This window comes from Enterobacter cloacae complex sp. SYL001 (assembly GCF_049237025.1).
In the GTDB taxonomy this organism is placed as follows: domain Bacteria; phylum Pseudomonadota; class Gammaproteobacteria; order Enterobacterales; family Enterobacteriaceae; genus Enterobacter; species Enterobacter intestinihominis.
The window spans coordinates 123,997-144,740 of the sequence record NZ_JBMKJI010000009.1 but is presented as its reverse complement, the minus strand read 5'-3'; the positions used below and the strand labels follow the sequence as shown (position 1 = coordinate 144,740).

Here is a 20,744-nt window from a genome sequence, read left to right as displayed (position 1 = left end):
TAGGTCGGGTCTCAGTCCAGGGCATAGCGAGTCTCCTCTTCTATGCCAGTTATAACTGTTACCCATGTATCCGGTCTAAAGTGTTACCCATGTTTCCGGTTCATACCTGAAGCTTACCCGGCCTTTCCTTGGTGTGGTTAAAAATTAAGTAATCCAACCCTGGTGTAGTGAAAGCGCACCCGAATTATCTGGTTATGCGAAAAATGGGACATTCAACACGCGAAGTTATCGATATTCGTCTAAGGTTTTCAGGTAATTGACAACAGCGGTCACGCTGCTCAGCGAAGACAGGAGACGAACCGATGATAAGACCTCGCGCACGACGCCCCGCTTTTTTACCCCTTGCGTTGGCAGGCGCACTACTCGGTGTTACCGCATTTGGTTATGCTGAAGACCAGCCAACGAGCCAGCAAAGCTCACCTGATATTCTTCTTGGCCCCCTCTTTAATGACGTTCAGAGCGCCAAACTGTTCCCGGATCAGAAAACCTTCGCGGATGCCGTTCCCAAAAGCGACCCGCTGATGATCCTGGCGGATTACCGGATGCAGCATACCCAGTCCGGTTTTGACCTGCGTCACTTCGTGGAGATGAACTTTATCCTGCCGAAGGAGGGTGAGAAATATGTTCCCCCTGAGGGCCAGAGCCTGCGCGAACACATAGACGATCTGTGGCCTGTGCTGACCCGCACCACCGACAAAGCGAACAAATGGGACTCCCTCCTGCCTCTGCCAAAACCCTATGTCGTGCCGGGAGGACGATTCCGCGAAGTCTATTACTGGGACAGCTATTTCACCATGCTGGGGCTAGCCGAGAGCGGCCACTGGGATAAGATCGGCGACATGGTGGACAACTTCGCATACGAGCTTGATACCTGGGGCCATATCCCTAACGGTAACCGCAGCTACTACCTGAGCCGCTCTCAGCCACCGTTCTTTTCTTTGATGGTGGAACTGTTGGCCACGCATGACAGCGACGCGTTGAAGAAATACCGTCCGCAGATGGAGAAGGAGTATGCCTACTGGATGGAGGGGGCTGATGGGCTCCAGCCTGGTCAGGCAAACAAACGCGTAGTGAAGCTGGATGACGGCTCCCTCCTCAACCGCTACTGGGACGATCTGGACACGCCACGCCCTGAGTCGTGGCTGGATGACGTGACCACCGCCAAAAATAACCCTAACCGTCCGGCCACCGAGATTTACCGCGATCTGCGCTCTGCCGCGGCCTCGGGCTGGGATTTCAGCTCCCGCTGGATGGACGATCCCCAGAAGCTGGGTACCATCCGCACCACCAGCATCGTGCCGGTGGATCTGAATGCGCTGATGTTTAAGATGGAAAAACTGCTGGCCCGTGCCAGCCAGGAAGATGGGGATACCGCCAGCGCAAGTAAATATGACGCGCTGGCCTCCGCACGTCAGAAAGCCATGGAGAGCCACCTGTGGAACGATAAAGAGGGCTGGTATGCGGATTACGATCTGAAAACCAGGAAGGTGCGTAATCAGCTGACTGCCGCGGCCCTCTTCCCGCTGTATGTGAAGGCCGCATCACAGGATCGCGCCGATAAAGTGGCCGCAGCCGCATCGTCGCGCCTGCTGAAACCGGGCGGTATTTCTACCACCACCATCAACAGCGGGCAGCAGTGGGATGCGCCGAACGGCTGGGCGCCGTTGCAGTGGGTAGCGGTGGAAGGGTTGCAGAACTATGGTCAGCAGAAAGTGGCGATGGACGTGACCTGGCGTTTCCTGAAAAACGTTCAGCATACCTACGATCGCGAGAAGAAACTGGTTGAGAAGTACGATGTCTCTTCGACAGGTACCGGCGGTGGCGGCGGTGAGTATCCGTTGCAGGACGGTTTCGGCTGGAGTAACGGTGTGACGCTCAGGATGCTGGACATGGTCTGCCCGAAAGAGAAGCCGTGCGACAGCGTACCGGAGAATCAGTCTGCGGCAAACGATGATGTTGCACCTGCTAAACAGGCGGCGCAGTAGCGCCCCTCACCCTAACCCTCTCCCCAAAGGGGCGAGGGGACTGTTCAGTGCGGTAGCGCCACCGGGCTTTTTTCAGAAGCTGTAGCTCGCCCCGACCTGGAAGGTGCGGTCGCGGCCTATCCAGCAGTTGGTCGCGTCATAGCAGGTGAGCGTCTCTTTGTTGGTGACGTTCTGCGCGCTCGCTTTCAGCGTCAGCCCCTCCAGCGATGGCGCCAGTTCGCCCATGCGGTAAGATGCCGCCAGATCGTACTGCGTCGTACCGCCCAGCTTGCCTGCGTCATTGGCTGGCGAGATCTCCATCGGCCCGGTGTAGCGTGCACCAGCCCCCAGCGTTAACCCTCTCAGCGGCGTGCTGTCAAAGGTGTAATTTCCCCACAGATTAAAGGCGTTCTCAGGGACCTGCGTCGGTCGTTTGCCCTGGTACTTGTCATCTTCGGTATTGATGGCGTGGGTGTAGGCATAATTGGCAATCAGCGTCAGGTTATCCGTTGGACGACTAATAGCGGAAAGCTCCGCGCCTTTCGATTCCACTTCCCCGGTCTGTCGGTAGTTGAGGAAGCCCGGATCGCTGGTCACTACATTTTTCTGACGAATGTTAAACACCGAGGCGGTGAAGGTAGTTGCATATTCCGCCAGCAGATATTTCACCCCACCCTCCACCTGCTTACTGGTGGTGGGCTTAACGTCTTTCGCGGTCAGCGTACCCTGCGGCGATACCGGTGCGAAACCTTCCGAATAGCTGATAAACGGCGAGAGACCATTTTCGAAGGCATAAAGCGCCCCCAGTCGTTTGGTGAGGCGATCCTGCGATACCCAGGCTTTGTCACCGTTTTGCAGATAGTTGGTGGTGACGGAACGGTAGTCGTCAAAGCGCAGGCTGGCCAGCACGTTAAGCCCGCCAAACGCAATCTGATCCTGAAGGTAATAGCCATTCTGCTGATAGCCGAGACGGTTTTTCTGCGCGGTTTCAAGCCCCAGCGCATCGTTATCGATCTGCGAGTGATCCGGATTGCGCATATCGATACCCGGTGTGGACGAGGCGTAACGATAATGGAAGTGAGAGTTAAGCTTCTGGTAGTCAAAGCCCGCCAGCAGATGATGTTGCCAGTCCCCCAGCGCGACGGTTCGGGTAACCTGGTTATCAATGTTGAAGCTCTGCAAATCTTCATCCGTGGTATAGGCGAAGCGGTTAAGCTGGTAGACCTCGCTGCCCGTCCCGGTGGAATAGGCGCTGCGCTGGTGGGTATCCACGTCAAAGTAGCGCGCTTTCTGGTTAAAGCCCCAGCCACTGTCAAACTCATGTTCAAAGCTGTAGCCCAGCATCCACTGGCGCTGTTTGAAACCGCTCCACTCATCCCCGGCATAGTCACGACGATCGGCGTATTTAGACCGCAGATAGCTTAGCGGCATCGGATCAGACGGCGTAAGGCTCGGCGTATTTTGCGCCAGCGCGTCAATGGTCAGGCGCGTTTTGTCATCCGGCTGCCAGGTCACGGAGGGGGCCACCAGATAGTTTTCATAGCGCGTGGTGTGCGCCTGTTCGTCACTTTCCGTCGCTTTGCCCAGCAGACGATAGTTCCAGTCGCTGTTCGCAATCTGCCCCGTGGAATCCAGGTACCCCTCTTTCAGATTGCGGTTTCCGGTATTAAAGCCCAGTTCCGTTTTCGCCTCTTTCTGCGGCTTTTTACTCTGAATATTGACCAGCCCACCCGGGGAGCCGCCGCCATACAGCACGGATGACGGCCCCTTCAGGATATCGACGCTCTCAATCAGCAGCGGATCGATTCGCGCTTTGGTGTTCCCGGTGACGTTATAGGGAAGTTGCAGGCCGTTGTAGAACTCCTGATCGACGTTGAACCCGCGGATTTTGTACTCGCTCATGTAAGAGGTGCTCCCGCGCACCTCCATGGAAACGCCCGGCGCATAGCGCAGGATCTCGTTTACCGAACTGGCGTGCCGCTGCTCAATCTCTTTAGCGGCGATGGTGTTGATCACCTGCGGCGTTTTACTTTCCGCGACGGCTGATTTCGTGGCGCTATTGGTCCAGGCAGGGAGCGCGCTGCCCTGCTCTGTACCGGTTACCACGATGGTGGGTTCTTCTGCGAAAGCCTGTGTCTGCAATGCCAGCGTAACGGCGCCTGCCAACGCGCATAACGCAAAACGTGAGGTGCTCATAGTGTCGTCTTATTATTAGATGATATTGGGAACGACAATTATTATCATTTTTATTACCGAATCAATATCAGCGGAGAAAAACAGATCGTTTGTATTAAGTTTCATGCCAGCGTGCCGATAACCCAGAGACAGTCTGTCATCTATCGAGGAGCCATCTGGCGTGAGTAGCTACAGTGAGCAGTTCCTGAAACAAAATCCGCTGGCTGTATTAGGGGTGTTACGCGACCTGAAAAAGGGCGAGGTGCCGCTGCGCATCAACTGGTCAACCAGCCAGTTTATCAGCAAGATCCTGGACGTGACGGCAGAACACCTGATCGTGGATCTGGGTAGCCAGAGCGATGAAAACCGTGCCGCGCTACAGGCAGAAAACCTCTCGGTGATGGCCGAAACGCAGGGGGCTAAAGTCGAGTTTATACTGCCTCGCCTGACCACGATCGTGTACCAGGGTTTGCCTGCGTTTATCACCCCCCTGCCCGCTAATCTCTGGTTCGTGCAGCGCCGCGAGTATTTTCGCATCAGCGCCCCGCTTCACCCGGCCTACTTCTGTAAGGCGAAAATGCCGGACAAAAAAGAGATCCGCTTTCGTCTCTTTGACCTGTCGCTGGGCGGCATGGGAGCGTTGATGGATATGTCGAAGCCGGAAGGGCTGGTGGAAGGTATGCGTTTTAGTCAGATCGAGCTGGATATGGGCGGATGGGGACGCTTCTGGTTTGACGCCCAGCTGATTGCCATCAGCGAGCGCAAGGTGGTGGACGGCAAAAACGAAACCATTACCACGCCGCGACTGAGTTTTCGCTTTCTGAATGTCGGTCCAGGCGCCGAGCGCGAACTACAGCGCATCATTTTTTCACTGGAGCGTGAAGCGCGGGAACGCGCGAATAAAGTGCGCTGAAAGGCGTCGGGCAGCGTGCTGCCGCCCGACAAAGACGTTACATGGCGTCCATTGCTTTCTGTACTTTCCAGATATAACGTGGAGCCTGTGCTGACGGATGATTCTTCACAACGTGTTCGAAGAATTCATCTTTATCCATATCGTTAATCTCTTCTATCGCCTCTTTGCGATCGGATGAGAAGGTTCGGAGCAGCGCGCCAGCTCCGTTAACGTACGACACCACCAGCGCATATTGCAACACTTCCGGATCGTCAATTCCCTTCAGAATGCCATGCTCCAGAATGCTCAGGTAAGCGGTTCCCATAGAGATATTACGTTCCGGGTTTTTCAGCTCGCTGGTGGATGGCTGTCCCTTCCAGCCCATGTAGCGATAGACCTCTCTTCCCGCCGTAGAGGCTTTTAACTGCATCAGCCCCACCGCATTCGATTTACTCACCAGCGTCGGGTTACCGCCGGACTCCACGGCGATGATCGCGGTGATCAGGCGCGGGCTCACGCCCCAGGCCTTCCCGGCTTGTTCGCTGATCGGCATCCACTGCATGGCCCGCTTTACCGGGACTTCAGGATTCCAGGGGGGATTTTTATAATCATGTTTTGAACTACAGCCAGCGAGCAACACAATCAAAAAAGCAAACCATCTCAATTTCACGTCATCTATCCTTATAGCCGGTCATCGCGGTACGCCGCCCCTTGAAGCAGGCGGCGTATAAGCGGCATGATATAGACAATTAGATTCTCATTCAGCAAGGAATTGCCATGCCTCAGTTTCATCTCATCGCACCGTCGGGCTACTGCATCAACCAGGAGGCGGCACAGCGGGGCGTTCAGCGCCTGCTGGAAATGGGCCATCAGGTAGAAAATCAGACAATTATCCCCCGCCGCATGCAGCGTTTTGCCGGTACGGAGGCGCAGAGACTGAGCGATATCAACAGCCTGGCGACGCTGGAAGGTGAAAACACTATTGTGCTGGCCGTGCGCGGCGGCTATGGCGCAAGCCGGCTGCTGGAGAGCATCGACTGGGCCGGGCTGGCCGCACGCCAGCAGCAGGATCCGCTGTTTATCTGCGGACACAGCGATTTCACGGCGATCCAGCTCGGCCTGCTGGCGTTGCATAACGTCATTACCTTTAGCGGCCCGATGCTGGCCGGCAACTTTGGTGCGCCGGAGCTGGATGCGTTTACGCAGGACCATTTCTGGCGCGCCCTGCAAAACCCGACGTTTACCGTCGAGTGGCAAGGCAACGGACCGCACTGGGAATGTGAAGGGCAGCTGTGGGGCGGAAACCTCGCGATGCTGGTATCGCTGATTGGGACACCGTGGCTGCCGCAGATCGAGGACGGCATTCTGGTGCTGGAAGATATCAACGAACACCCGTTCCGCGTCGAACGCATGCTGTTACAGCTTTATCACGCCGGGATCCTGGATCGGCAGTCGGCCATTGTGCTGGGCAGTTTCAGCGGGTCAGCCCCCAACGATTACGACGCGGGCTACACGCTGGAGACGATGGTCGATTTCATTCGTTCCCGGCTGGATATTCCGGTGATCGCCGGTCTGAATTTCGGCCATGAGCAGCAAACCGTTACCTTGCCACTGGGTGCCCGGGCGCACCTTGTACACGGTAATTCAGGCAGTCGGTTAACAATCAGCGGTCATCCGGTCTTAAAGGCATAAAAAAGCCGTTATTCCCCCTCAATAAAACGCAGATACAGTTGTTAATATGTTAGGGTTTTAATAACAGCGTTCACATTGAGGTGGGAGTAAGACGACATTGAGTGCCACAGCGATAATCAGTCTTTTCATTCTGGGTTCCATCCTGGTAACCTTCAGCATTTTATTAAGTTCATTTTCATCGCGCCTTGGCATACCTATTCTTGTCATTTTCCTGGCTATCGGCATGCTGGCGGGGGTTGACGGAATCGGCGGTATCCCCTTCGATAATTACCCTTTCGCCTATATGGTAAGTAACCTCGCGCTGGCGGTGATCTTGCTGGACGGCGGCATGCGCACCCAGGCAAGTTCGTTTCGCGTTGCCTTAGGCCCGGCGCTGTCTCTGGCTACCGTCGGCGTGCTAATCACCTCCGGCCTGACCGGTATGATGGCAGCCTGGCTGTTTAACCTCGATATGATGGAAGGCCTGCTTATTGGCGCGATTGTCGGCTCTACCGATGCGGCGGCGGTGTTCTCGCTGCTCGGCGGCAAGGGGCTGAACGAGCGCGTTGGCTCCACGCTTGAGATTGAATCCGGCAGCAACGATCCGATGGCGGTGTTCCTGACCATCACCCTGATTGAGATGATCCAGCAGCACGAAACTGGCCTGAGCTGGATGTTCGCCTGGCACATCCTCCAGCAGTTTGGCCTCGGGATTATCATTGGTCTCGGCGGCGGTTACCTGTTACAGCAGACAATCAACCGTATTACGCTGCCTTCCGGCCTTTACCCGCTGCTGGCCCTGAGCGGCGGGATCCTGATCTTTGCCGTCACCACCGCGCTGGACGGCAGCGGTATTCTGGCGGTTTACCTCTGTGGATTCCTGCTGGGCAACCGACCGATTCGTAACCGTTATGCGATACTGCAAAACTTTGACGGGCTGGCCTGGCTGGCACAGATCGCCATGTTCCTGGTGCTGGGCCTGCTGGTGACGCCTTCCGACCTGCTGCCTATCGTCGTGCCAGCGCTGCTTTTGTCGGCCTGGATGATCTTCATCGCCCGTCCGCTGTCGGTGTTTGCCGGGCTGCTGCCGTTCCGCGGGTTTAACCTGCGTGAGCGGATATTTATCAGTTGGGTGGGGCTGCGCGGCGCGGTGCCGATTATCCTGGCGGTTTTCCCGATGATGGCCGGGCTGGACAACGCTCGTCTGTTCTTCAACGTCGCCTTCTTCGTGGTGCTGGTATCGCTGCTGTTCCAGGGGACGTCGCTGGGCTGGGCGGCGAAAAAAGCCAAAGTGGTGGTACCGCCCGTTGGCTGGCCGGTCTCCCGCGTGGGGCTGGATATTCACCCAGACAACCCGTGGGAACAGTTTGTCTATCAGCTAAGCGCCGATAAGTGGTGCGTGGGTGCTTCGCTACGCGATCTGCATATGCCCGCTGAAACGCGTATTGCCGCCCTGTTCCGGGATAACGCCCTGCTTCACCCGACCGGCAGCACGCGGCTGCGAGAGAACGATATCCTCTGCGTGATTGGCCGCGAGCGCGACCTGCCTGCCCTTGGCAAGCTGTTCAGCCAGTCGCCCCCGGTGGCGCTGGATCAGCGTTTCTTCGGCGATTTTATCCTCGAAGCCAGCGCCCGCTTTGCGGATGTGGCGCTGATTTATGGCCTGGAGGGAGGACTGGAGAATCGCGATAACCAGCAAACACTGGGCGAGATTATTCAGCAATTATTAGGGGCTGCACCGGTCGTCGGTGACCAGGTGGAGTTTGCCGGGATGGTCTGGACGGTGGCCGAGAAAGAGGATAACGCGGTGCGCAAAGTCGGCGTAAGGCCGATGGAGGAGGAGGCGGAGTAGCTGCTTTTTTGCCGGGTGGCGCTAACGCTTACCCGGCCTACGTTCGGGCTTTTGTAGGCCGGGTAAGGCGAAGCCGCCACCCGGCACACACACATGTTACACCGTCACAACAGGCACTCTTGACGCCAGCGCGCACATCAGTTCATACCCGACAGTGCCCGCCGCAGCGGCCACATCATCAATTTTAACCTCGTTGCCCCACAGCTCAACCGGTGAGCCGATCCCCGCCTGAGGACATGACGTCAAATCAATAGCCAACATGTCCATTGAGACGGTGCCTACCGTGCCCGTACGCACGCCATCGACCCACACCGGCGTGCCGCTTGGGGCGATGCGCGGATAACCGTCTGCATAGCCCCCCGCCACGATACCGATACGCTGCTCGCCCGCTGCCCGATAGCGGCTGCCATAGCCCACCGTATCGCCCGCTTTCAGGGTTTGCACGCCGATAATTTCGCTTCGTAACGTCATCACCGGCTTCAGGCCGCTGTTGGCGATATCCTGCCACTGACCTGAGGGTGACGCGCCGTACAGCACGATCCCCGGGCGCACCCAGTTGTAATGCGCCTCGGGATGCCAGAGCGTTGCCGCTGAGTTCGACAGCGAGCGCGGACAGTCCAGCCCTTCTGCCGCCTGCTCAATGCGGACCATAGCATCGGCAATGCCGTCCGGCTTTTCCGCATCGGCAAAATGCGCCATCAGCGTCATCTCACCGACGTTTTTCAGCGCACGAAGCTGCTGCCAGACCGTGTGCACACGTTCAGGCTGGAAGCCCAGACGATTCATACCGCTGTTCACTTTGAGATAGATATCCAGCGGGGCATGCAGCTTCGCGTCCTGAATGGCCTTGATCTGCCAGTTACTGTGAACGCTGGTCGTCAGGCGGTACTTATCCAGTAGAGGCAGATCTTGCGCATGGAAGAATCCTTCCAGCAGCAGGATCGGTCCTTTCCAGCCGCGCTCACGCAGCAGGATGGCCTCTTCCAGATTCAGCAAGGCAAAACCGTCGGTAGCGCCGAGCGCACTCCAGATACGGTCGATACCATGACCGTAGGCGTTGGCTTTCACCACCGACCAGACACGAGAACCCGGCGCAGCACGACGAACAATTTGCAGGTTATCCTTCAGCGCCTGCAAATCCAGCTGGGCCAGAATGGGACGGGACATGACGACTCCTTAATTATGCGCGCCGTGCAGGTGTTGTGGACGCGAGGGGGTAAACCCTGATTGATAGCGTGCGGCGCTTAAATCGTCAAACGGAATTGCCGGCGTCCGCCCGGAAATCAGGTCGCTAAGCAGCTGGCCCGAACCGCAGGCCATGGTCCAGCCAAGCGTACCGTGGCCGGTATTTGTCCACAGATTTTTGTAAGGCGTACGGCCCACAATCGGCGTGCCGTCCGGGGTCATTGGACGCAGGCCGGTCCAGAACGTCGCCTGCTCAATGAAACCGCCGCGCGGGAAGAGATCGCCGACGACCATCTCCAGCGTTTCACGACGTGGTTTGAGCAGTTCGGTATTGAAGCCCACGATTTCCGCCATGCCGCCGACGCGGATCCGGTTATCGAAACGGGTGATGGCGATTTTGTAGGTTTCATCAAGAATGGTTGATACTGGCGCGCCGCTGTCCTCTTTCACGGGAATGGTCAGGGAGTAGCCTTTCAGCGGATAGACCGGGATATCCAGGATCCCTTTCAGCATCGCGGTAGAATAGGATCCGAACGCCATCACGTAAGCATCGGCTTTGATCACCTCTTCTCCACACTTCACGCCGTAAATCTTCTCCCCTTCCGACAGCAGCTTGTCGACAGAGGTGTTGAAGCGGAATTTCACCCCGGCCTGCTCACACATGCGCGCCAGACGCTGGGTGAAAAGCTGGCAGTCGCCGGTTTCATCGTTCGGTAAACGCAGGCCGCCCGTCAGCTTGTGCGCGACCTCGGCAAGTGCTGGCTCCACCTGGGCAAGTTGGCTGGCTTCCAGCAGCTGATACGGTACGCCCGCATCTTCAAGCACGGCGATATCGCGGGTCGCGTTTTCGTACTGTTGCGCGGTACGGAACAGCTGAAGTGTGCCGCCCTGGCGCCCTTCATATTCGATCCCCGTTGAGGAACGCAGCGCTTTCAGGCAATCGCGGCTGTATTCTGCGAGGCGCACCATGCGCCCTTTGTTTTCCATGTAGTGGCGGGTGTCGCAGTTGCGCAGCATCTGCCACATCCACTTAAGCTGGAACTGTGTGCCGTCAAGGCTTATCGCCAGCGGCGCATGTCGCTGAAACATCCATTTGATCGCCTTCAGCGGAACGCCCGGGGCCGCCCACGGCGCAGCGTAGCCCGGGGAGATCTGCCCCGCATTCGCCGCACTGGTTTCCAGCGCCGGACCGGATTCGCGATCGATAACGGTAACCTCATGTCCCGCCTGACTTAAATACCAGGCGCTGGTTACGCCAACGACACCACTTCCCAGTATGACAACACGCATAGCCACTCCATTATGAGCAAAAGAACAATCATCTAATTACAGATTGATAACCTAGCTGAAAATATTATTCAACATATGACTTTTTTATGGTGACTTAACTCACATATCCCGCTGTATCAGGGGATAGCGCTTATTTGGGATCTCCTGCTGCGCGTTATTTTTAACCAGTAGAAAATTCTGCGAGCACCGCTTTTTTTGCCGTATCGAAAACGGGAAATCGCAAAGAAAAAATTTCTGCGCCCCGCGTATTTGAATGGGGTGATCTATGCTTGAAAGGAGGCTCTCCAGTCAGAGAGAGCGACCAACAACGAGGGCGCGCTAATGGCTACACTAGATTCCATGTCAAGGGACAGCACCCGTCTGAGCGATGGACCCGACTGGACCTTCGAGTTGCTGGATGTCTACCTGGCGGAGATCGACCGGGTGGCCAAACTCTATCGTCTGGACACCTATCCCCATCAGATTGAAGTCATCACCTCGGAACAGATGATGGACGCTTACTCCAGCGTCGGGATGCCGATTAACTATCCGCACTGGTCGTTTGGTAAAAAATTCATTGAAACGGAGCGACTGTATAAGCACGGACAGCAGGGGCTGGCGTATGAAATCGTTATTAACTCTAACCCGTGTATTGCCTATCTGATGGAGGAGAACACCATTACCATGCAGGCGCTGGTGATGGCGCACGCCTGCTATGGACATAACTCGTTCTTCAAAAATAACTATCTGTTCCGCAGCTGGACGGACGCCAGCTCCATCGTCGATTACCTGATCTTCGCCCGCAAATACATTACCGACTGCGAAGAGCGCTACGGCGTGGACGAGGTAGAGAAGCTGCTGGACTCCTGCCACGCGCTGATGAATTACGGCGTTGATCGCTATAAGCGTCCGCAGAAGATCTCATTGCAGGAAGAGAAAGCCCGGCAGAAGAGCCGCGAGGAGTATCTGCAAAGCCAGGTGAATATGCTGTGGCGCACCCTGCCGAAACGTGAGGAGGAGAAAACCGTCGCCGAGGCGCGTCGTTACCCTTCCGAGCCGCAGGAAAACCTGCTCTACTTTATGGAGAAGAACGCCCCACTGCTGGAGCCGTGGCAGCGTGAGATCTTGCGCATCGTGCGCAAGGTGAGCCAGTATTTCTATCCTCAGAAGCAGACCCAGGTGATGAACGAAGGCTGGGCGACCTTCTGGCACTACACCATTCTTAACCACCTGTATGACGAAGGAAAAGTCACCGAGCGGTTTATGATGGAGTTTCTGCACAGCCACACCAACGTGGTATTCCAGCCAGCGTATAACAGCCCGTGGTACAGCGGCATTAACCCGTACGCACTCGGCTTTGCCATGTTCCAGGACATCAAGCGTATCTGCCAGTCGCCCACCGAAGAGGACAAATACTGGTTCCCGGATATTGCCGGTTCTGACTGGCTGGAAACGCTGCACTTCGCGATGCGTGATTTTAAGGATGAGAGCTTTATCAGCCAGTTCATGTCGCCGAAGATCATGCGTGATTTCCGCTTCTTCACCGTACTGGATGATGACCGCAACAACTACCTGGAGATCTCTGCGATCCACAACGAAGAGGGCTATCGTGAGATCCGCTCGCGCCTGTCGTCTCAGTACAACCTGAGCAATCTTGAACCGAACATTCAGGTCTGGAATGTGGATCTGCGCGGTGACCGCTCTTTGACGCTGCGCTATATCCCTCACAACCGCGCGCCGCTGGATAAGGGGCGTAAGGAAGTGCTGAAGCATGTGCATCGCCTGTGGGGATTTGACGTGTCGCTGGAGCAGCAGAATGAAGATGGCAGCGTGGAGCTGCTGGAGCGGTGTCCGGCGCGGTTGAATACGTTGTAGTTTTTTTGCCCGGTAAGCGAAGCGCCACCGGGCGAAAAAAACCTCTCAATCGAGAGGTTTTTTATTTCAGCGACTCTGAATCGCTAAATCACCCGGCAGGGTTTTCTGCATTCGGTGCCAGATTTCACCGGAGTCGTGGCCATAACGACGCACCGTTTCATAGACCTGATCGTGCAGCCCTTCGGTGCAGAGCTTGCTCAGTTTATGGTAGAAGCCGAGCGCCAGGCTGCGGGCTTCAGGGTTGGCAAAGTAGTGACGACCAATGCGTGTATATAACCCTTTCATTCCATTCAGGATCAGACCGTAAACCGGATTGCCGGAAGCAAACGCCAGACCGCGGAACACGTTGTAGTCGAGGGTCGCAAAGGCGTCCGCGTGGTCTTCCACCTCATTGGCGGTGGCAAGCACCTTCAGCGCATCTTCAGGATGCTGACGAAACGCGGTGCGGATGAAAATGGTAGCGATGTTGGTGCGCACCGAAAGCAGATTGTCAATAAGCTGCGGTACGCTTTCGTGATCGAGACGCGCCAGCGTTTCCAGAATATTCAGCCCGGACGTTTCCCAGAAGTTATTCACTTTAGTGGGTTTGCCATGCTGTATCGTCAACCAGCCATCGCGCGCCAGACGCTGGAGCACTTCTCGCAGCGTGGTACGGGTGACGCCAATCAGTTCAGAGAGTTCGCGTTCAGCAGGTAGAATTGATCCCGCAGGGAAACGATTATTCCAGATGCTTTCAATGATGTACTCTTCCGCGAAACCCGCCGGGCTCTGCGCCTTAATGACCATAGTGAGATTTCCATTACACAGCTTTAGCAAATTGCACTCATCATACCAGAGGCGCGCAGAGGCAGATAGCGCAGCAGAGACAGAAAAGAGGGATCGCCGTTTCATTTTTATGAAATTTACAAAATGGCTTTATCCCCCTCTCCGCCGCCGTTTTTGCGTATACTGATGTCTTGTCTTATTTGACGGGGAAAGGACGTCTGTCGTGGAAATTTCATTTGGGCGCGCGCTGTGGCGCAACTTTTTAGGTCAGTCACCTGACTGGTACAAACTCACTCTACTGGTATTCCTGGTCGTTAATCCCGTTATCTTTTTGCTGGATCCCTTCGTTGCCGGGTGGATGTTGGTCGCCGAGTTTATCTTTACCCTGGCGATGGCATTGAAGTGCTATCCGCTGTTGCCCGGCGGGCTGCTGGCGCTGGAAGCCGTGGTCATTGGAATGACCAGCGCGGAGCATGTTAAAAACGAGATTGCGTCGAATCTTGAAGTCCTGCTACTGCTGATCTTCATGGTGGCGGGGATCTACTTTATGAAGCAGCTTCTGCTGTTTATCTTCACCCGTCTGCTGCTGAGCATTCCGTCGAAAACGCTGCTCTCGCTGGCGTTTTGCCTCGCCGCGGCTTTCCTCTCTGCCTTCCTGGATGCGCTGACGGTTGTGGCGGTGGTGATCAGCGTCGCCGTCGGCTTTTACGGTATTTACCACCGGGTCGCCTCGTCTCGTCCTGGCGATAACTTGCAGGACGACAGCCACGTTGAGGCGCACAACCGCGATGTGCTCGAGCAGTTCCGCGCGTTTCTGCGCAGCCTGATGATGCATGCGGGCGTGGGGACGGCGCTGGGCGGCGTGATGACAATGGTCGGAGAGCCGCAAAACCTGATTATCGCCAAAGCGGCTGAGTGGCATTTTGGCGAATTTTTCCTGCGCATGGCGCCGGTCAGCGTGCCCGTTCTGATCTGCGGCTTAGCGACCTGCGTGCTGGTCGAAAAATTCAACCTTTTTGGGTATGGCGCGAAGTTGCCCGATCAGGTCCGTCAGGAGCTGCATAAGTTTGACGAGCAGAGCCGCAAACAACGCACGCGCCAGGAGACGCTGCGCCTGATTGCACAGGGCATCATCGGCGTGTGGCTTATCGCTGCGCTGGCCTTCCACCTTGCCGAGGTGGGGCTGATTGGTCTGTCGGTAATTATTCTGGCAACCAGCCTGAGCGGCGTCACGGACGAACATGCTATCGGAAAAGCCTTTACCGAAGCGCTGCCGTTTACAGCCCTGCTGGCGGTGTTTTTCGCCGTCGTGGCGGTGATTATTGATCAACATCTTTTCGCGCCAATCATCGCGTTTGTGCTTCAGGCCACGCCAGATTCGCAGCTAACGCTGTTCTATTTGTTTAACGGTCTGTTGTCTTCTATATCCGATAACGTCTTTGTCGGGACGGTATACATCAATGAGGCCAAAGCCGCGATGGAGCAAGGGATTGTCAGCAGTGAACAGTTCGAGCTGCTGGCGGTGGCGATCAACACTGGAACCAACCTCCCCTCCGTGGCAACCCCGAACGGTCAGGCGGCCTTCCTCTTCCTGCTGACCTCGGCGCTGGCGCCACTCATACGACTTTCTTATGGAAGAATGGTCTGGATGGCGCTGCCGTACACGCTGGTGCTTACCCTTGTTGGTTTGCTGTGCATCAAAATTACTCTCGTTCCCTGTACGCAATGGTTGTTGCAAGCAGGTATACTTGCGGCGCATTAAAATTCGTTTACACTGCGCTGTCTAAGCATGTTCCAGGGAAATGATTATGTTGCGATTTTTGAACCAGTGCTCACGCGGTCGCGGAGCGTGGTTGTTGATGGCCCTGACCGCCTTTGCGCTGGAAATGGTCGCGCTGTGGTTTCAGCATGTGATGGGGCTGAAACCTTGCGTCCTGTGTATTTATGAGCGTTGTGCGCTGTTCGGCATTATGGGCGCGGGTCTGGTAGGTGCGATTGCACCTAAAACACCGTTACGCTATGCCGCAATTGCCATCTGGCTGTACAGCGCCGGGAAAGGGATTGCGCTTGCCTGGGAGCACACCCAGATGCAGCTTCACCCGTCGCCGTTTATGACCTGCGACTTTGCGGCCCGCTTCCCGAGCTGGCTGCCGCTGGATAAATGGCTGCCGCAGGTGTTTGTGGCCTCCGGTGACTGCTCTGTACGCCAGTGGGAGTTTCTGACGCTGGAGATGCCGCAGTGGCTGGTGGGCATTTTTGTCGCCTACTTCGTGGTAGCGCTGCTGGTGCTGATTGCCCAGCCGTTCAAGCCAAAGAAACGCGATCTTTTTGGAAGGTAAAAGCGAAACGGCAACGTCAGTTTTGTAGGTCGGGTAAGCGCAGCGCCACCCGACAAAATTGCGCACAATAAAAAACCCGCCTCGGCGGGTTTTTTATTATCACCGATTAGGGTGATTCATAATGTGGTCTTCCCAGTCCTGCACCTCGGACTCTTTCACCGCAATGTGGCGCACGGAAATACGCTCGCCGTGCATCGCCGCTTTCGACCCCGTCAACAGCGGATGCCATGTGGGCAGATCTTTACCTTCCGCCAGCAGGCGATACGCGCAGGTATGCGGCAGCCACTCAAAGGTCGGCAGATTTTCACGGGTTAACTTGATGCAGTCCGGCTCATAGTCGAAACGGCGCTCGTAGTTGCGGCACTGGCAGGTTTTGATGTTTAACTGCTTGCAGGCTACGTTGGTGAAATAGATCTCATCCGAATCTTCATCCATCAGCTTATGCAGGCAGCACTGCCCACAGCCGTCACACAACGATTCCCACTCCGCGTCGGTCATGTCGTCGAGAGTTTTGCTTTGCCAGAAAGGAATGTCGTTCATCGGGATGTCCACACGTCAAAATAGAGCGCACCTTATAACGAGTCTGGCACGTTGATGCAAGTTTTGCCGCCCTTTTCAGGCGGCAAGGTGCTTTTACAGCACGCGGGTTTTCAGCGACAGGCCGTTAAAACTGACGTCCAGCTCGTCGCTACTGTGCAGCGGCCCCACACCTTCCGGAGTGCCGGTAAGGATCACGTCGCCGGGTTTCAGGGTGAAGAAGCGGCTCATGTAGGCAATCAGCGGAACGATCTTATGGATCATGTCAGCGGTCGTCCCCTGCTGGCGGATCTCGCCGTTGACCTTCAGGCTGAGGGGCGTATTCTGCGGGTCGTCGGTAAATTCACTCACCGGAACGAAACCGGAAATCGGGCATGAATTGTCAAAGCCCTTGGCTTTTTCCCACGGCTGCCCCGCTTTCTTCATTTTGCTCTGGACGTCGCGCAGGGTCAGGTCGAGCGCGACACCGTAACCCGCAATCGCTTTCTCTACATGCTCTTCGGTCGCCTGGCGCAGCGTCGCGCCGATCAGCACCGCCAGCTCCACTTCATGATGCACCGAGCCCAGCCCCTGCGGCAGAACCAGCGGCTGGCGAATATCGCACAGTGCGGTTTCTGGCTTAATAAACAGAACCGGCTCATCCGGCACGGCGCTGCCCATCTCCTGAATATGTTTTGCATAGTTGCTGCCCACGCAGATCACTTTGCTGACGGGATAATCCAGTAATGCACCTTGCCAGTTATGATGTTGATACATGGTCGACCCCTAATCGGTTGATGAGTTGTTCCCGGAGTAACCCGGGCTTATTTCTTTCCGCTCACCTCAAGATGCTGTTTTAATAAATTCTCCGGTGGCGGCGGAAGCTGTAAATAATAGCCCTGCTCGGTTAACGCCTTTTTGACTTTCTCCAGATCGGCGTTCACCAGCTTCTTACGGCCGTCCAGCGGCAGCAGCATCGCCAGTTGCGGTCGGCCAAAGCTTTTCATTAATTCCTCAGGCACGCGGGAAAAATCGTCTTTCTTTTCGACATAAAGGTAGGTCTGGTCGCGGCTGGTACTTCTGTAGATCACACAAAACATGTTTTTACTCTGAATTAATGGGTGGTTGCTTGCCTCAATATACTCCTGACTATAACATGCCTGATACTCTTCGGAATATCGCGGCGATGTGTTGCGGTTAATAGCAAATTGAGTAAGGCCAGGATGTCAAATACGCCCATCGAGCTTAAAGGCAGTAGCTTCACCTTATCAGTGGTTCATTTGCATGATGCAAAACCCGAGGTTATTCGTCAGGCGTTAGAAGACAAAATCGCGCAGGCTCCCGCTTTTCTTAAGCATGCTCCTGTTGTCGTTAATGTAAGCGACCTTGAGGGGCCGGTTAACTGGAAGCGACTCCAGCAGGCCGTCGTCTCCACGGGGTTGCGCATCGTGGGTATAAGCGGCTGTAAAGACGCAGAGTTAAAAGCCGAAATTGAACGCGCGGGTTTGCCCTTGTTAAACGAGGGTAGAGAAAAATCCCCGCGCGCAACGCCTGCAACCGTTCCCGCTCCCCCGCCTTCGGCGCAAAATGTAGCCCCAGTCACAAAAACGCGATTGATTGATCTGCCGGTTCGTTCCGGTCAGCGCATTTATGCGCCAAACTGTGATCTGATTGTTACAAGCCACGTCAGTGCGGGCGCAGAACTGATTGCAGACGGCAATATTCACGTTTACGGTATGATGCGTGGGCGTGCGCTTGCGGGCGCCAGCGGCGATCGAGAAGCACAAATTTTTTGTACTCACCTGACGGCAGAACTGGTGTCTATCGCAGGTGAATATTGGCTGAGCGATAAAATCCCAGCCGAATTTTATGGCAAAGCGGCTCGTCTGCAGCTGGCAGATAACGCTTTGACCGTTCAACCGTTAAATTGATCCCTTTTAACAAGGAATTTCTATGGCACGCATTATTGTTGTGACTTCGGGTAAAGGAGGCGTTGGCAAGACCACCTCCAGCGCGGCCATCGCTACTGGTTTGGCCCAGAAGGGAAAGAAAACCGTCGTAATCGACTTCGATATCGGTCTGCGTAACCTGGACCTGATCATGGGTTGCGAGCGTCGCGTGGTGTATGACTTCGTGAACGTCATTCAGGGCGATGCCACGCTTAACCAGGCGCTAATTAAAGATAAGCGTACCGAGAACCTCTACATTCTCCCGGCGTCCCAGACCCGTGATAAAGACGCGCTGACCCGTGAAGGCGTGGAAAAGGTGCTTGACGATCTGAAAAAGATGGAGTTCGACTTCGTGGTCTGCGACTCCCCGGCCGGTATCGAAACCGGCGCGCTGATGGCGCTCTACTTCGCGGATGAAGCCATCATCACTACTAACCCGGAAGTCTCGTCAGTACGTGACTCCGACCGTATTCTCGGCATTCTGGCCTCGAAATCTCGTCGCGCGGAAAATGGCCAGGAGCCGATCAAAGAGCACCTTCTGCTGACCCGCTACAACCCGGGTCGGGTGAACAAAGGTGACATGCTGAGCATGGAAGACGTGCTGGAGATCCTGCGCATCAAACTGGTTGGCGTGATCCCGGAAGATCAGTCCGTGTTGCGCGCCTCTAACCAGGGTGAGCCCGTGATCCTGGATACACAGGCAGACGCGGGTAAAGCGTATGCGGATACCGTTGACCGTCTGCTGGGAGAAGAACGTCCTTTCCGCTTCATTGAAGAAGAGAAGAAAGGTTTCCTCAAACGCCTGTTCGGAGGATAAGTTATGGCATTACTGGACTTTTTTCTCTCGCGGAAAAAAAGCACCGCCAACATCGCAAAAGAACGTCTGCAAATCATTGTGGCGGAACGTCGTCGTAGCGACGCCGAACCGCACTACCTGCCGCAGCTGCGCAAAGACATTCTGGAAGTGATCTGCAAATACGTGCAGATTGACCCGGAAATGGTCACCGTTCAGCTGGAGCAAAAAGACGGGGATATTTCGATTCTGGAGCTGAACGTGACGCTTCCGGAAGCGGAAGAGTCACGTTAATCCGTTTGTGGTTTTGTAGGCCGGGCAAGCAGCGTACCGCCCGGCAATTTCCCCGGTGGCGCGACGCTTACCGGGGCTACAATTCTTTAGCGCGGATACCCTTCCAGCAGGGTATTCAGGCGTTCAGCCATCAGTTCCCCCCGCCATCCGGCGACCAGTTCCGGTAAACCATTTTGCGGTTTCAACTTCCAGTGCCAGTTCAGCAGCTGGTTAATCTGACGACGTGAAGCCAGCAGTTCGGCACTCAGTTTGCTTTCCCCCGCCACCGTCTGCACCAGCGCTTTGATATCTTTGAACGCCTTGCGGTAGCCCGGCATATCCATCAGGTTAAGCAGTGGTTCTGGCAGTGCGTCCTCCGGCAGCTGCTGAGCTTTCTCTACCAGCGCGAGCAGCGTTTTACCGTGGAAACGGATCTCACTCCCGGAAAGGCCAATGCTGTCCAGTTCGCCAAGGCTACCCGGCATATAGCGCGCCACCGCCCACAGGTGTTCTTCACGCACCACGAAGTTAACCGCCAGATCGCGCTCACGCGCTTTACGCAGCCGCCAGTCAGCCAGCAGTTGCAGACAGGCCAGTTGACGGGTGCGCAGCTGCCAGGCGTTAGTGATGTCACGCCAGGCCTCTTTCGGATCAACCACTTCCTGACGACGCTGCTGCGTCATGCGGCACTCGTCCAGGGCGGCAGACAGCCAACCGGACGCCTCAGCCTCTTTCATAAGCTGGCCAGCAATCGGCAGCAGGTAGAATACATCTGCCGCGGCGTATTCAAGCTGACGCGCCGTCAGCGGGCGCGCGAGCCAGTCGGTACGCGATTCGCTCTTATCCAGCGTCAGACCGGTGTACTCTTCCACCATCGCCGCGAAGCCCCAGGAGAGCGGACGACCGCTGAACGCCGCGAGGATCTGGGTATCAATCAGCGGCTGCGGCATGATGCCAAAGGTGTTGAGAAAGACTTCCAGATCTTCACTGCCGGCGTGCAGATATTTGGTCACGGCGGTATCAAGCAACAGCTCGCGCATTGGCGCCCAGTCGGTAATGCCGAGGGGGTCAATCAACGACACGTGTTTGCCGTCATACATCTGGATCAGGCCCAGCTGCGGGTAGTACGTGCGGGTACGGACAAATTCCGTATCCAGGGCGATAGCGGGGAAATCACGCGTCACCTCGCACAGCGAAGCCAGCTCGTCGTTGGTAGTGATCATCTG

The 20,744-nt window shown here is 55.9% G+C and carries 18 protein-coding genes and 1 pseudogene; 10 read left to right on the top strand and 9 right to left on the bottom strand.

Annotated features, from left to right (window positions below; all coding sequences use genetic code 11):
* Nucleotides 1-302: 302 nt before the first annotated feature.
* Nucleotides 303-1,985 (top strand): alpha,alpha-trehalase, encoded by a 1,683-nt coding sequence (locus ACOTZP_RS11545; RefSeq protein ID WP_045623225.1) that lies wholly within the window; start codon nucleotides 303-305, stop codon nucleotides 1,983-1,985.
* A gap of 72 nt (nucleotides 1,986-2,057) precedes the next feature.
* On the opposite strand, the gene ACOTZP_RS11540 is transcribed toward ACOTZP_RS11545, so the two are convergent.
* The gene (locus ACOTZP_RS11540; RefSeq protein WP_421633713.1) at nucleotides 2,058-4,160 is read right to left on the bottom strand and encodes a TonB-dependent siderophore receptor; all 2,103 of its coding nucleotides are present in this window, start codon (nucleotides 4,158-4,160) and stop codon (nucleotides 2,058-2,060) included.
* Between the two features lie 160 nt (nucleotides 4,161-4,320).
* Here ACOTZP_RS11540 and ycgR point away from each other — a divergent pair, with 160 nt between their 5' ends.
* Entirely contained in the window at nucleotides 4,321-5,052 is a 732-nt protein-coding gene (gene ycgR / locus ACOTZP_RS11535; protein WP_271075246.1) for a flagellar brake protein YcgR, read from the top strand.
* A 37-nt stretch (nucleotides 5,053-5,089) separates the two neighbouring features.
* Here ycgR and emtA read toward each other — a convergent pair whose 3' ends face one another.
* The gene (gene emtA / locus ACOTZP_RS11530; RefSeq protein ID WP_271075245.1) at nucleotides 5,090-5,701 is read right to left on the bottom strand and encodes a membrane-bound lytic murein transglycosylase EmtA; all 612 of its coding nucleotides are present in this window, start codon (nucleotides 5,699-5,701) and stop codon (nucleotides 5,090-5,092) included.
* Nucleotides 5,702-5,808: 107 nt separating this feature from the next.
* Between emtA and ldcA the strand changes: the two genes are divergently transcribed.
* On the top strand, nucleotides 5,809-6,723 hold the full coding sequence (gene ldcA / locus ACOTZP_RS11525; RefSeq protein ID WP_271075244.1) for a muramoyltetrapeptide carboxypeptidase: 915 nt from the start codon (nucleotides 5,809-5,811) through the stop codon (nucleotides 6,721-6,723).
* A 97-nt stretch (nucleotides 6,724-6,820) separates the two neighbouring features.
* A pseudogene (locus ACOTZP_RS11520) lies at nucleotides 6,821-8,488 on the top strand (potassium/proton antiporter); the annotation flags it as partial.
* Nucleotides 8,489-8,650: 162 nt separating this feature from the next.
* Here the strand turns inward: ACOTZP_RS11520 and dadX are convergent.
* Together dadX and ACOTZP_RS11510 are read right to left on the bottom strand one after the other, a co-directional pair.
* Nucleotides 8,651-9,721: a catabolic alanine racemase DadX gene (gene dadX / locus ACOTZP_RS11515; RefSeq protein WP_271075243.1), complete on the bottom strand. Its 1,071-nt coding sequence runs from the start codon at nucleotides 9,719-9,721 to the stop codon at nucleotides 8,651-8,653.
* Nucleotides 9,722-9,730: 9 nt separating this feature from the next.
* Nucleotides 9,731-11,029 (bottom strand): D-amino acid dehydrogenase, encoded by a 1,299-nt coding sequence (locus ACOTZP_RS11510; RefSeq protein WP_022648428.1) that lies wholly within the window; start codon nucleotides 11,027-11,029, stop codon nucleotides 9,731-9,733.
* A gap of 321 nt (nucleotides 11,030-11,350) precedes the next feature.
* Between ACOTZP_RS11510 and ACOTZP_RS11505 the strand changes: the two genes are divergently transcribed.
* The gene (locus tag ACOTZP_RS11505) at nucleotides 11,351-12,883 is read left to right on the top strand and encodes a SpoVR family protein (protein ID WP_022648429.1); all 1,533 of its coding nucleotides are present in this window, start codon (nucleotides 11,351-11,353) and stop codon (nucleotides 12,881-12,883) included.
* Nucleotides 12,884-12,949: 66 nt separating this feature from the next.
* On the opposite strand, the gene fadR is transcribed toward ACOTZP_RS11505, so the two are convergent.
* On the bottom strand, nucleotides 12,950-13,669 hold the full coding sequence (gene fadR, locus ACOTZP_RS11500) for a fatty acid metabolism transcriptional regulator FadR (RefSeq protein WP_015570315.1): 720 nt from the start codon (nucleotides 13,667-13,669) through the stop codon (nucleotides 12,950-12,952).
* Nucleotides 13,670-13,871: 202 nt separating this feature from the next.
* Here fadR and nhaB point away from each other — a divergent pair, with 202 nt between their 5' ends.
* Nucleotides 13,872-15,410 carry a Na(+)/H(+) antiporter NhaB gene (gene nhaB, locus ACOTZP_RS11495; protein ID WP_045308313.1) on the top strand — a complete coding sequence of 513 codons (1,539 nt, stop codon included), beginning with the start codon at nucleotides 13,872-13,874 and terminating at the stop codon, nucleotides 15,408-15,410.
* Between the two features lie 46 nt (nucleotides 15,411-15,456).
* Complete coding sequence (gene dsbB, locus ACOTZP_RS11490; protein WP_032622423.1) at nucleotides 15,457-15,987, top strand: disulfide bond formation protein DsbB; 531 nt, start codon at nucleotides 15,457-15,459, stop codon at nucleotides 15,985-15,987.
* 99 nt (nucleotides 15,988-16,086) lie between these two features.
* Here the strand turns inward: dsbB and ACOTZP_RS11485 are convergent, their stop codons facing one another.
* The 3 genes from ACOTZP_RS11485 to ACOTZP_RS11475 all read right to left on the bottom strand — a co-directional run bounded on the left by ACOTZP_RS11485 (nucleotide 16,087) and on the right by ACOTZP_RS11475 (nucleotide 17,603).
* Nucleotides 16,087-16,527 carry a YcgN family cysteine cluster protein gene (locus ACOTZP_RS11485; RefSeq protein WP_022648432.1) on the bottom strand — a complete coding sequence of 147 codons (441 nt, stop codon included), beginning with the start codon at nucleotides 16,525-16,527 and terminating at the stop codon, nucleotides 16,087-16,089.
* Between the two features lie 93 nt (nucleotides 16,528-16,620).
* Complete coding sequence (locus tag ACOTZP_RS11480; RefSeq protein ID WP_271075242.1) at nucleotides 16,621-17,280, bottom strand: fumarylacetoacetate hydrolase family protein; 660 nt, start codon at nucleotides 17,278-17,280, stop codon at nucleotides 16,621-16,623.
* Between the two features lie 47 nt (nucleotides 17,281-17,327).
* Nucleotides 17,328-17,603 carry a YcgL domain-containing protein gene (locus ACOTZP_RS11475; RefSeq protein WP_006810982.1) on the bottom strand — a complete coding sequence of 92 codons (276 nt, stop codon included), beginning with the start codon at nucleotides 17,601-17,603 and terminating at the stop codon, nucleotides 17,328-17,330.
* A gap of 123 nt (nucleotides 17,604-17,726) precedes the next feature.
* On the opposite strand from ACOTZP_RS11475, the gene minC reads away from it, so the two are divergent.
* The 3 genes from minC to minE are packed head-to-tail and all read left to right on the top strand — an operon-like array spanning nucleotide 17,727 to nucleotide 19,539.
* Nucleotides 17,727-18,434, top strand: coding sequence for a septum site-determining protein MinC (minC, locus tag ACOTZP_RS11470; RefSeq protein ID WP_023300345.1), 708 nt, complete (start codon nucleotides 17,727-17,729; stop codon nucleotides 18,432-18,434).
* Nucleotides 18,435-18,456: 22 nt separating this feature from the next.
* Nucleotides 18,457-19,269 (top strand): septum site-determining protein MinD, encoded by an 813-nt coding sequence (gene minD, locus ACOTZP_RS11465; protein ID WP_003859938.1) that lies wholly within the window; start codon nucleotides 18,457-18,459, stop codon nucleotides 19,267-19,269.
* Between the two features lie 3 nt (nucleotides 19,270-19,272).
* Nucleotides 19,273-19,539: a cell division topological specificity factor MinE gene (minE, locus tag ACOTZP_RS11460; RefSeq protein WP_003859937.1), complete on the top strand. Its 267-nt coding sequence runs from the start codon at nucleotides 19,273-19,275 to the stop codon at nucleotides 19,537-19,539.
* Between the two features lie 86 nt (nucleotides 19,540-19,625).
* Here the strand turns inward: minE and rnd are convergent, their stop codons facing one another.
* Entirely contained in the window at nucleotides 19,626-20,741 is a 1,116-nt protein-coding gene (gene rnd / locus ACOTZP_RS11455) for a ribonuclease D (protein ID WP_123059168.1), read from the bottom strand.
* Between the last annotated feature and the right edge of the window lie 3 nt (nucleotides 20,742-20,744).

What these genes read in the sequence shown, in the direction of transcription:
- minE (WP_003859937.1), top strand. Translation starts at nt 19,273, where the DNA reads ATGGCATTACTGGACTTTTTTCTCTCGCGGAAAAAAAGCACCGCCAAC.
- minD (WP_003859938.1), top strand. Translation starts at nt 18,457, where the DNA reads ATGGCACGCATTATTGTTGTGACTTCGGGTAAAGGAGGCGTTGGCAAG.
- ACOTZP_RS11480 (WP_271075242.1), bottom strand. Translation starts at nt 17,280, where the DNA reads ATGTATCAACATCATAACTGGCAAGGTGCATTACTGGATTATCCCGTC.
- ACOTZP_RS11510 (WP_022648428.1), bottom strand. Translation starts at nt 11,029, where the DNA reads ATGCGTGTTGTCATACTGGGAAGTGGTGTCGTTGGCGTAACCAGCGCC.
- minC (WP_023300345.1), top strand. Translation starts at nt 17,727, where the DNA reads ATGTCAAATACGCCCATCGAGCTTAAAGGCAGTAGCTTCACCTTATCA.
- dadX (WP_271075243.1), bottom strand. Translation starts at nt 9,721, where the DNA reads ATGTCCCGTCCCATTCTGGCCCAGCTGGATTTGCAGGCGCTGAAGGAT.
- ACOTZP_RS11545 (WP_045623225.1), top strand. Translation starts at nt 303, where the DNA reads ATGATAAGACCTCGCGCACGACGCCCCGCTTTTTTACCCCTTGCGTTG.
- ACOTZP_RS11485 (WP_022648432.1), bottom strand. Translation starts at nt 16,527, where the DNA reads ATGAACGACATTCCTTTCTGGCAAAGCAAAACTCTCGACGACATGACC.
- ldcA (WP_271075244.1), top strand. Translation starts at nt 5,809, where the DNA reads ATGCCTCAGTTTCATCTCATCGCACCGTCGGGCTACTGCATCAACCAG.
- rnd (WP_123059168.1), bottom strand. Translation starts at nt 20,741, where the DNA reads ATGATCACTACCAACGACGAGCTGGCTTCGCTGTGCGAGGTGACGCGT.
- dsbB (WP_032622423.1), top strand. Translation starts at nt 15,457, where the DNA reads ATGTTGCGATTTTTGAACCAGTGCTCACGCGGTCGCGGAGCGTGGTTG.
- ACOTZP_RS11475 (WP_006810982.1), bottom strand. Translation starts at nt 17,603, where the DNA reads ATGTTTTGTGTGATCTACAGAAGTACCAGCCGCGACCAGACCTACCTT.
- ACOTZP_RS11540 (WP_421633713.1), bottom strand. Translation starts at nt 4,160, where the DNA reads ATGAGCACCTCACGTTTTGCGTTATGCGCGTTGGCAGGCGCCGTTACG.
- fadR (WP_015570315.1), bottom strand. Translation starts at nt 13,669, where the DNA reads ATGGTCATTAAGGCGCAGAGCCCGGCGGGTTTCGCGGAAGAGTACATC.
- ACOTZP_RS11505 (WP_022648429.1), top strand. Translation starts at nt 11,351, where the DNA reads ATGGCTACACTAGATTCCATGTCAAGGGACAGCACCCGTCTGAGCGAT.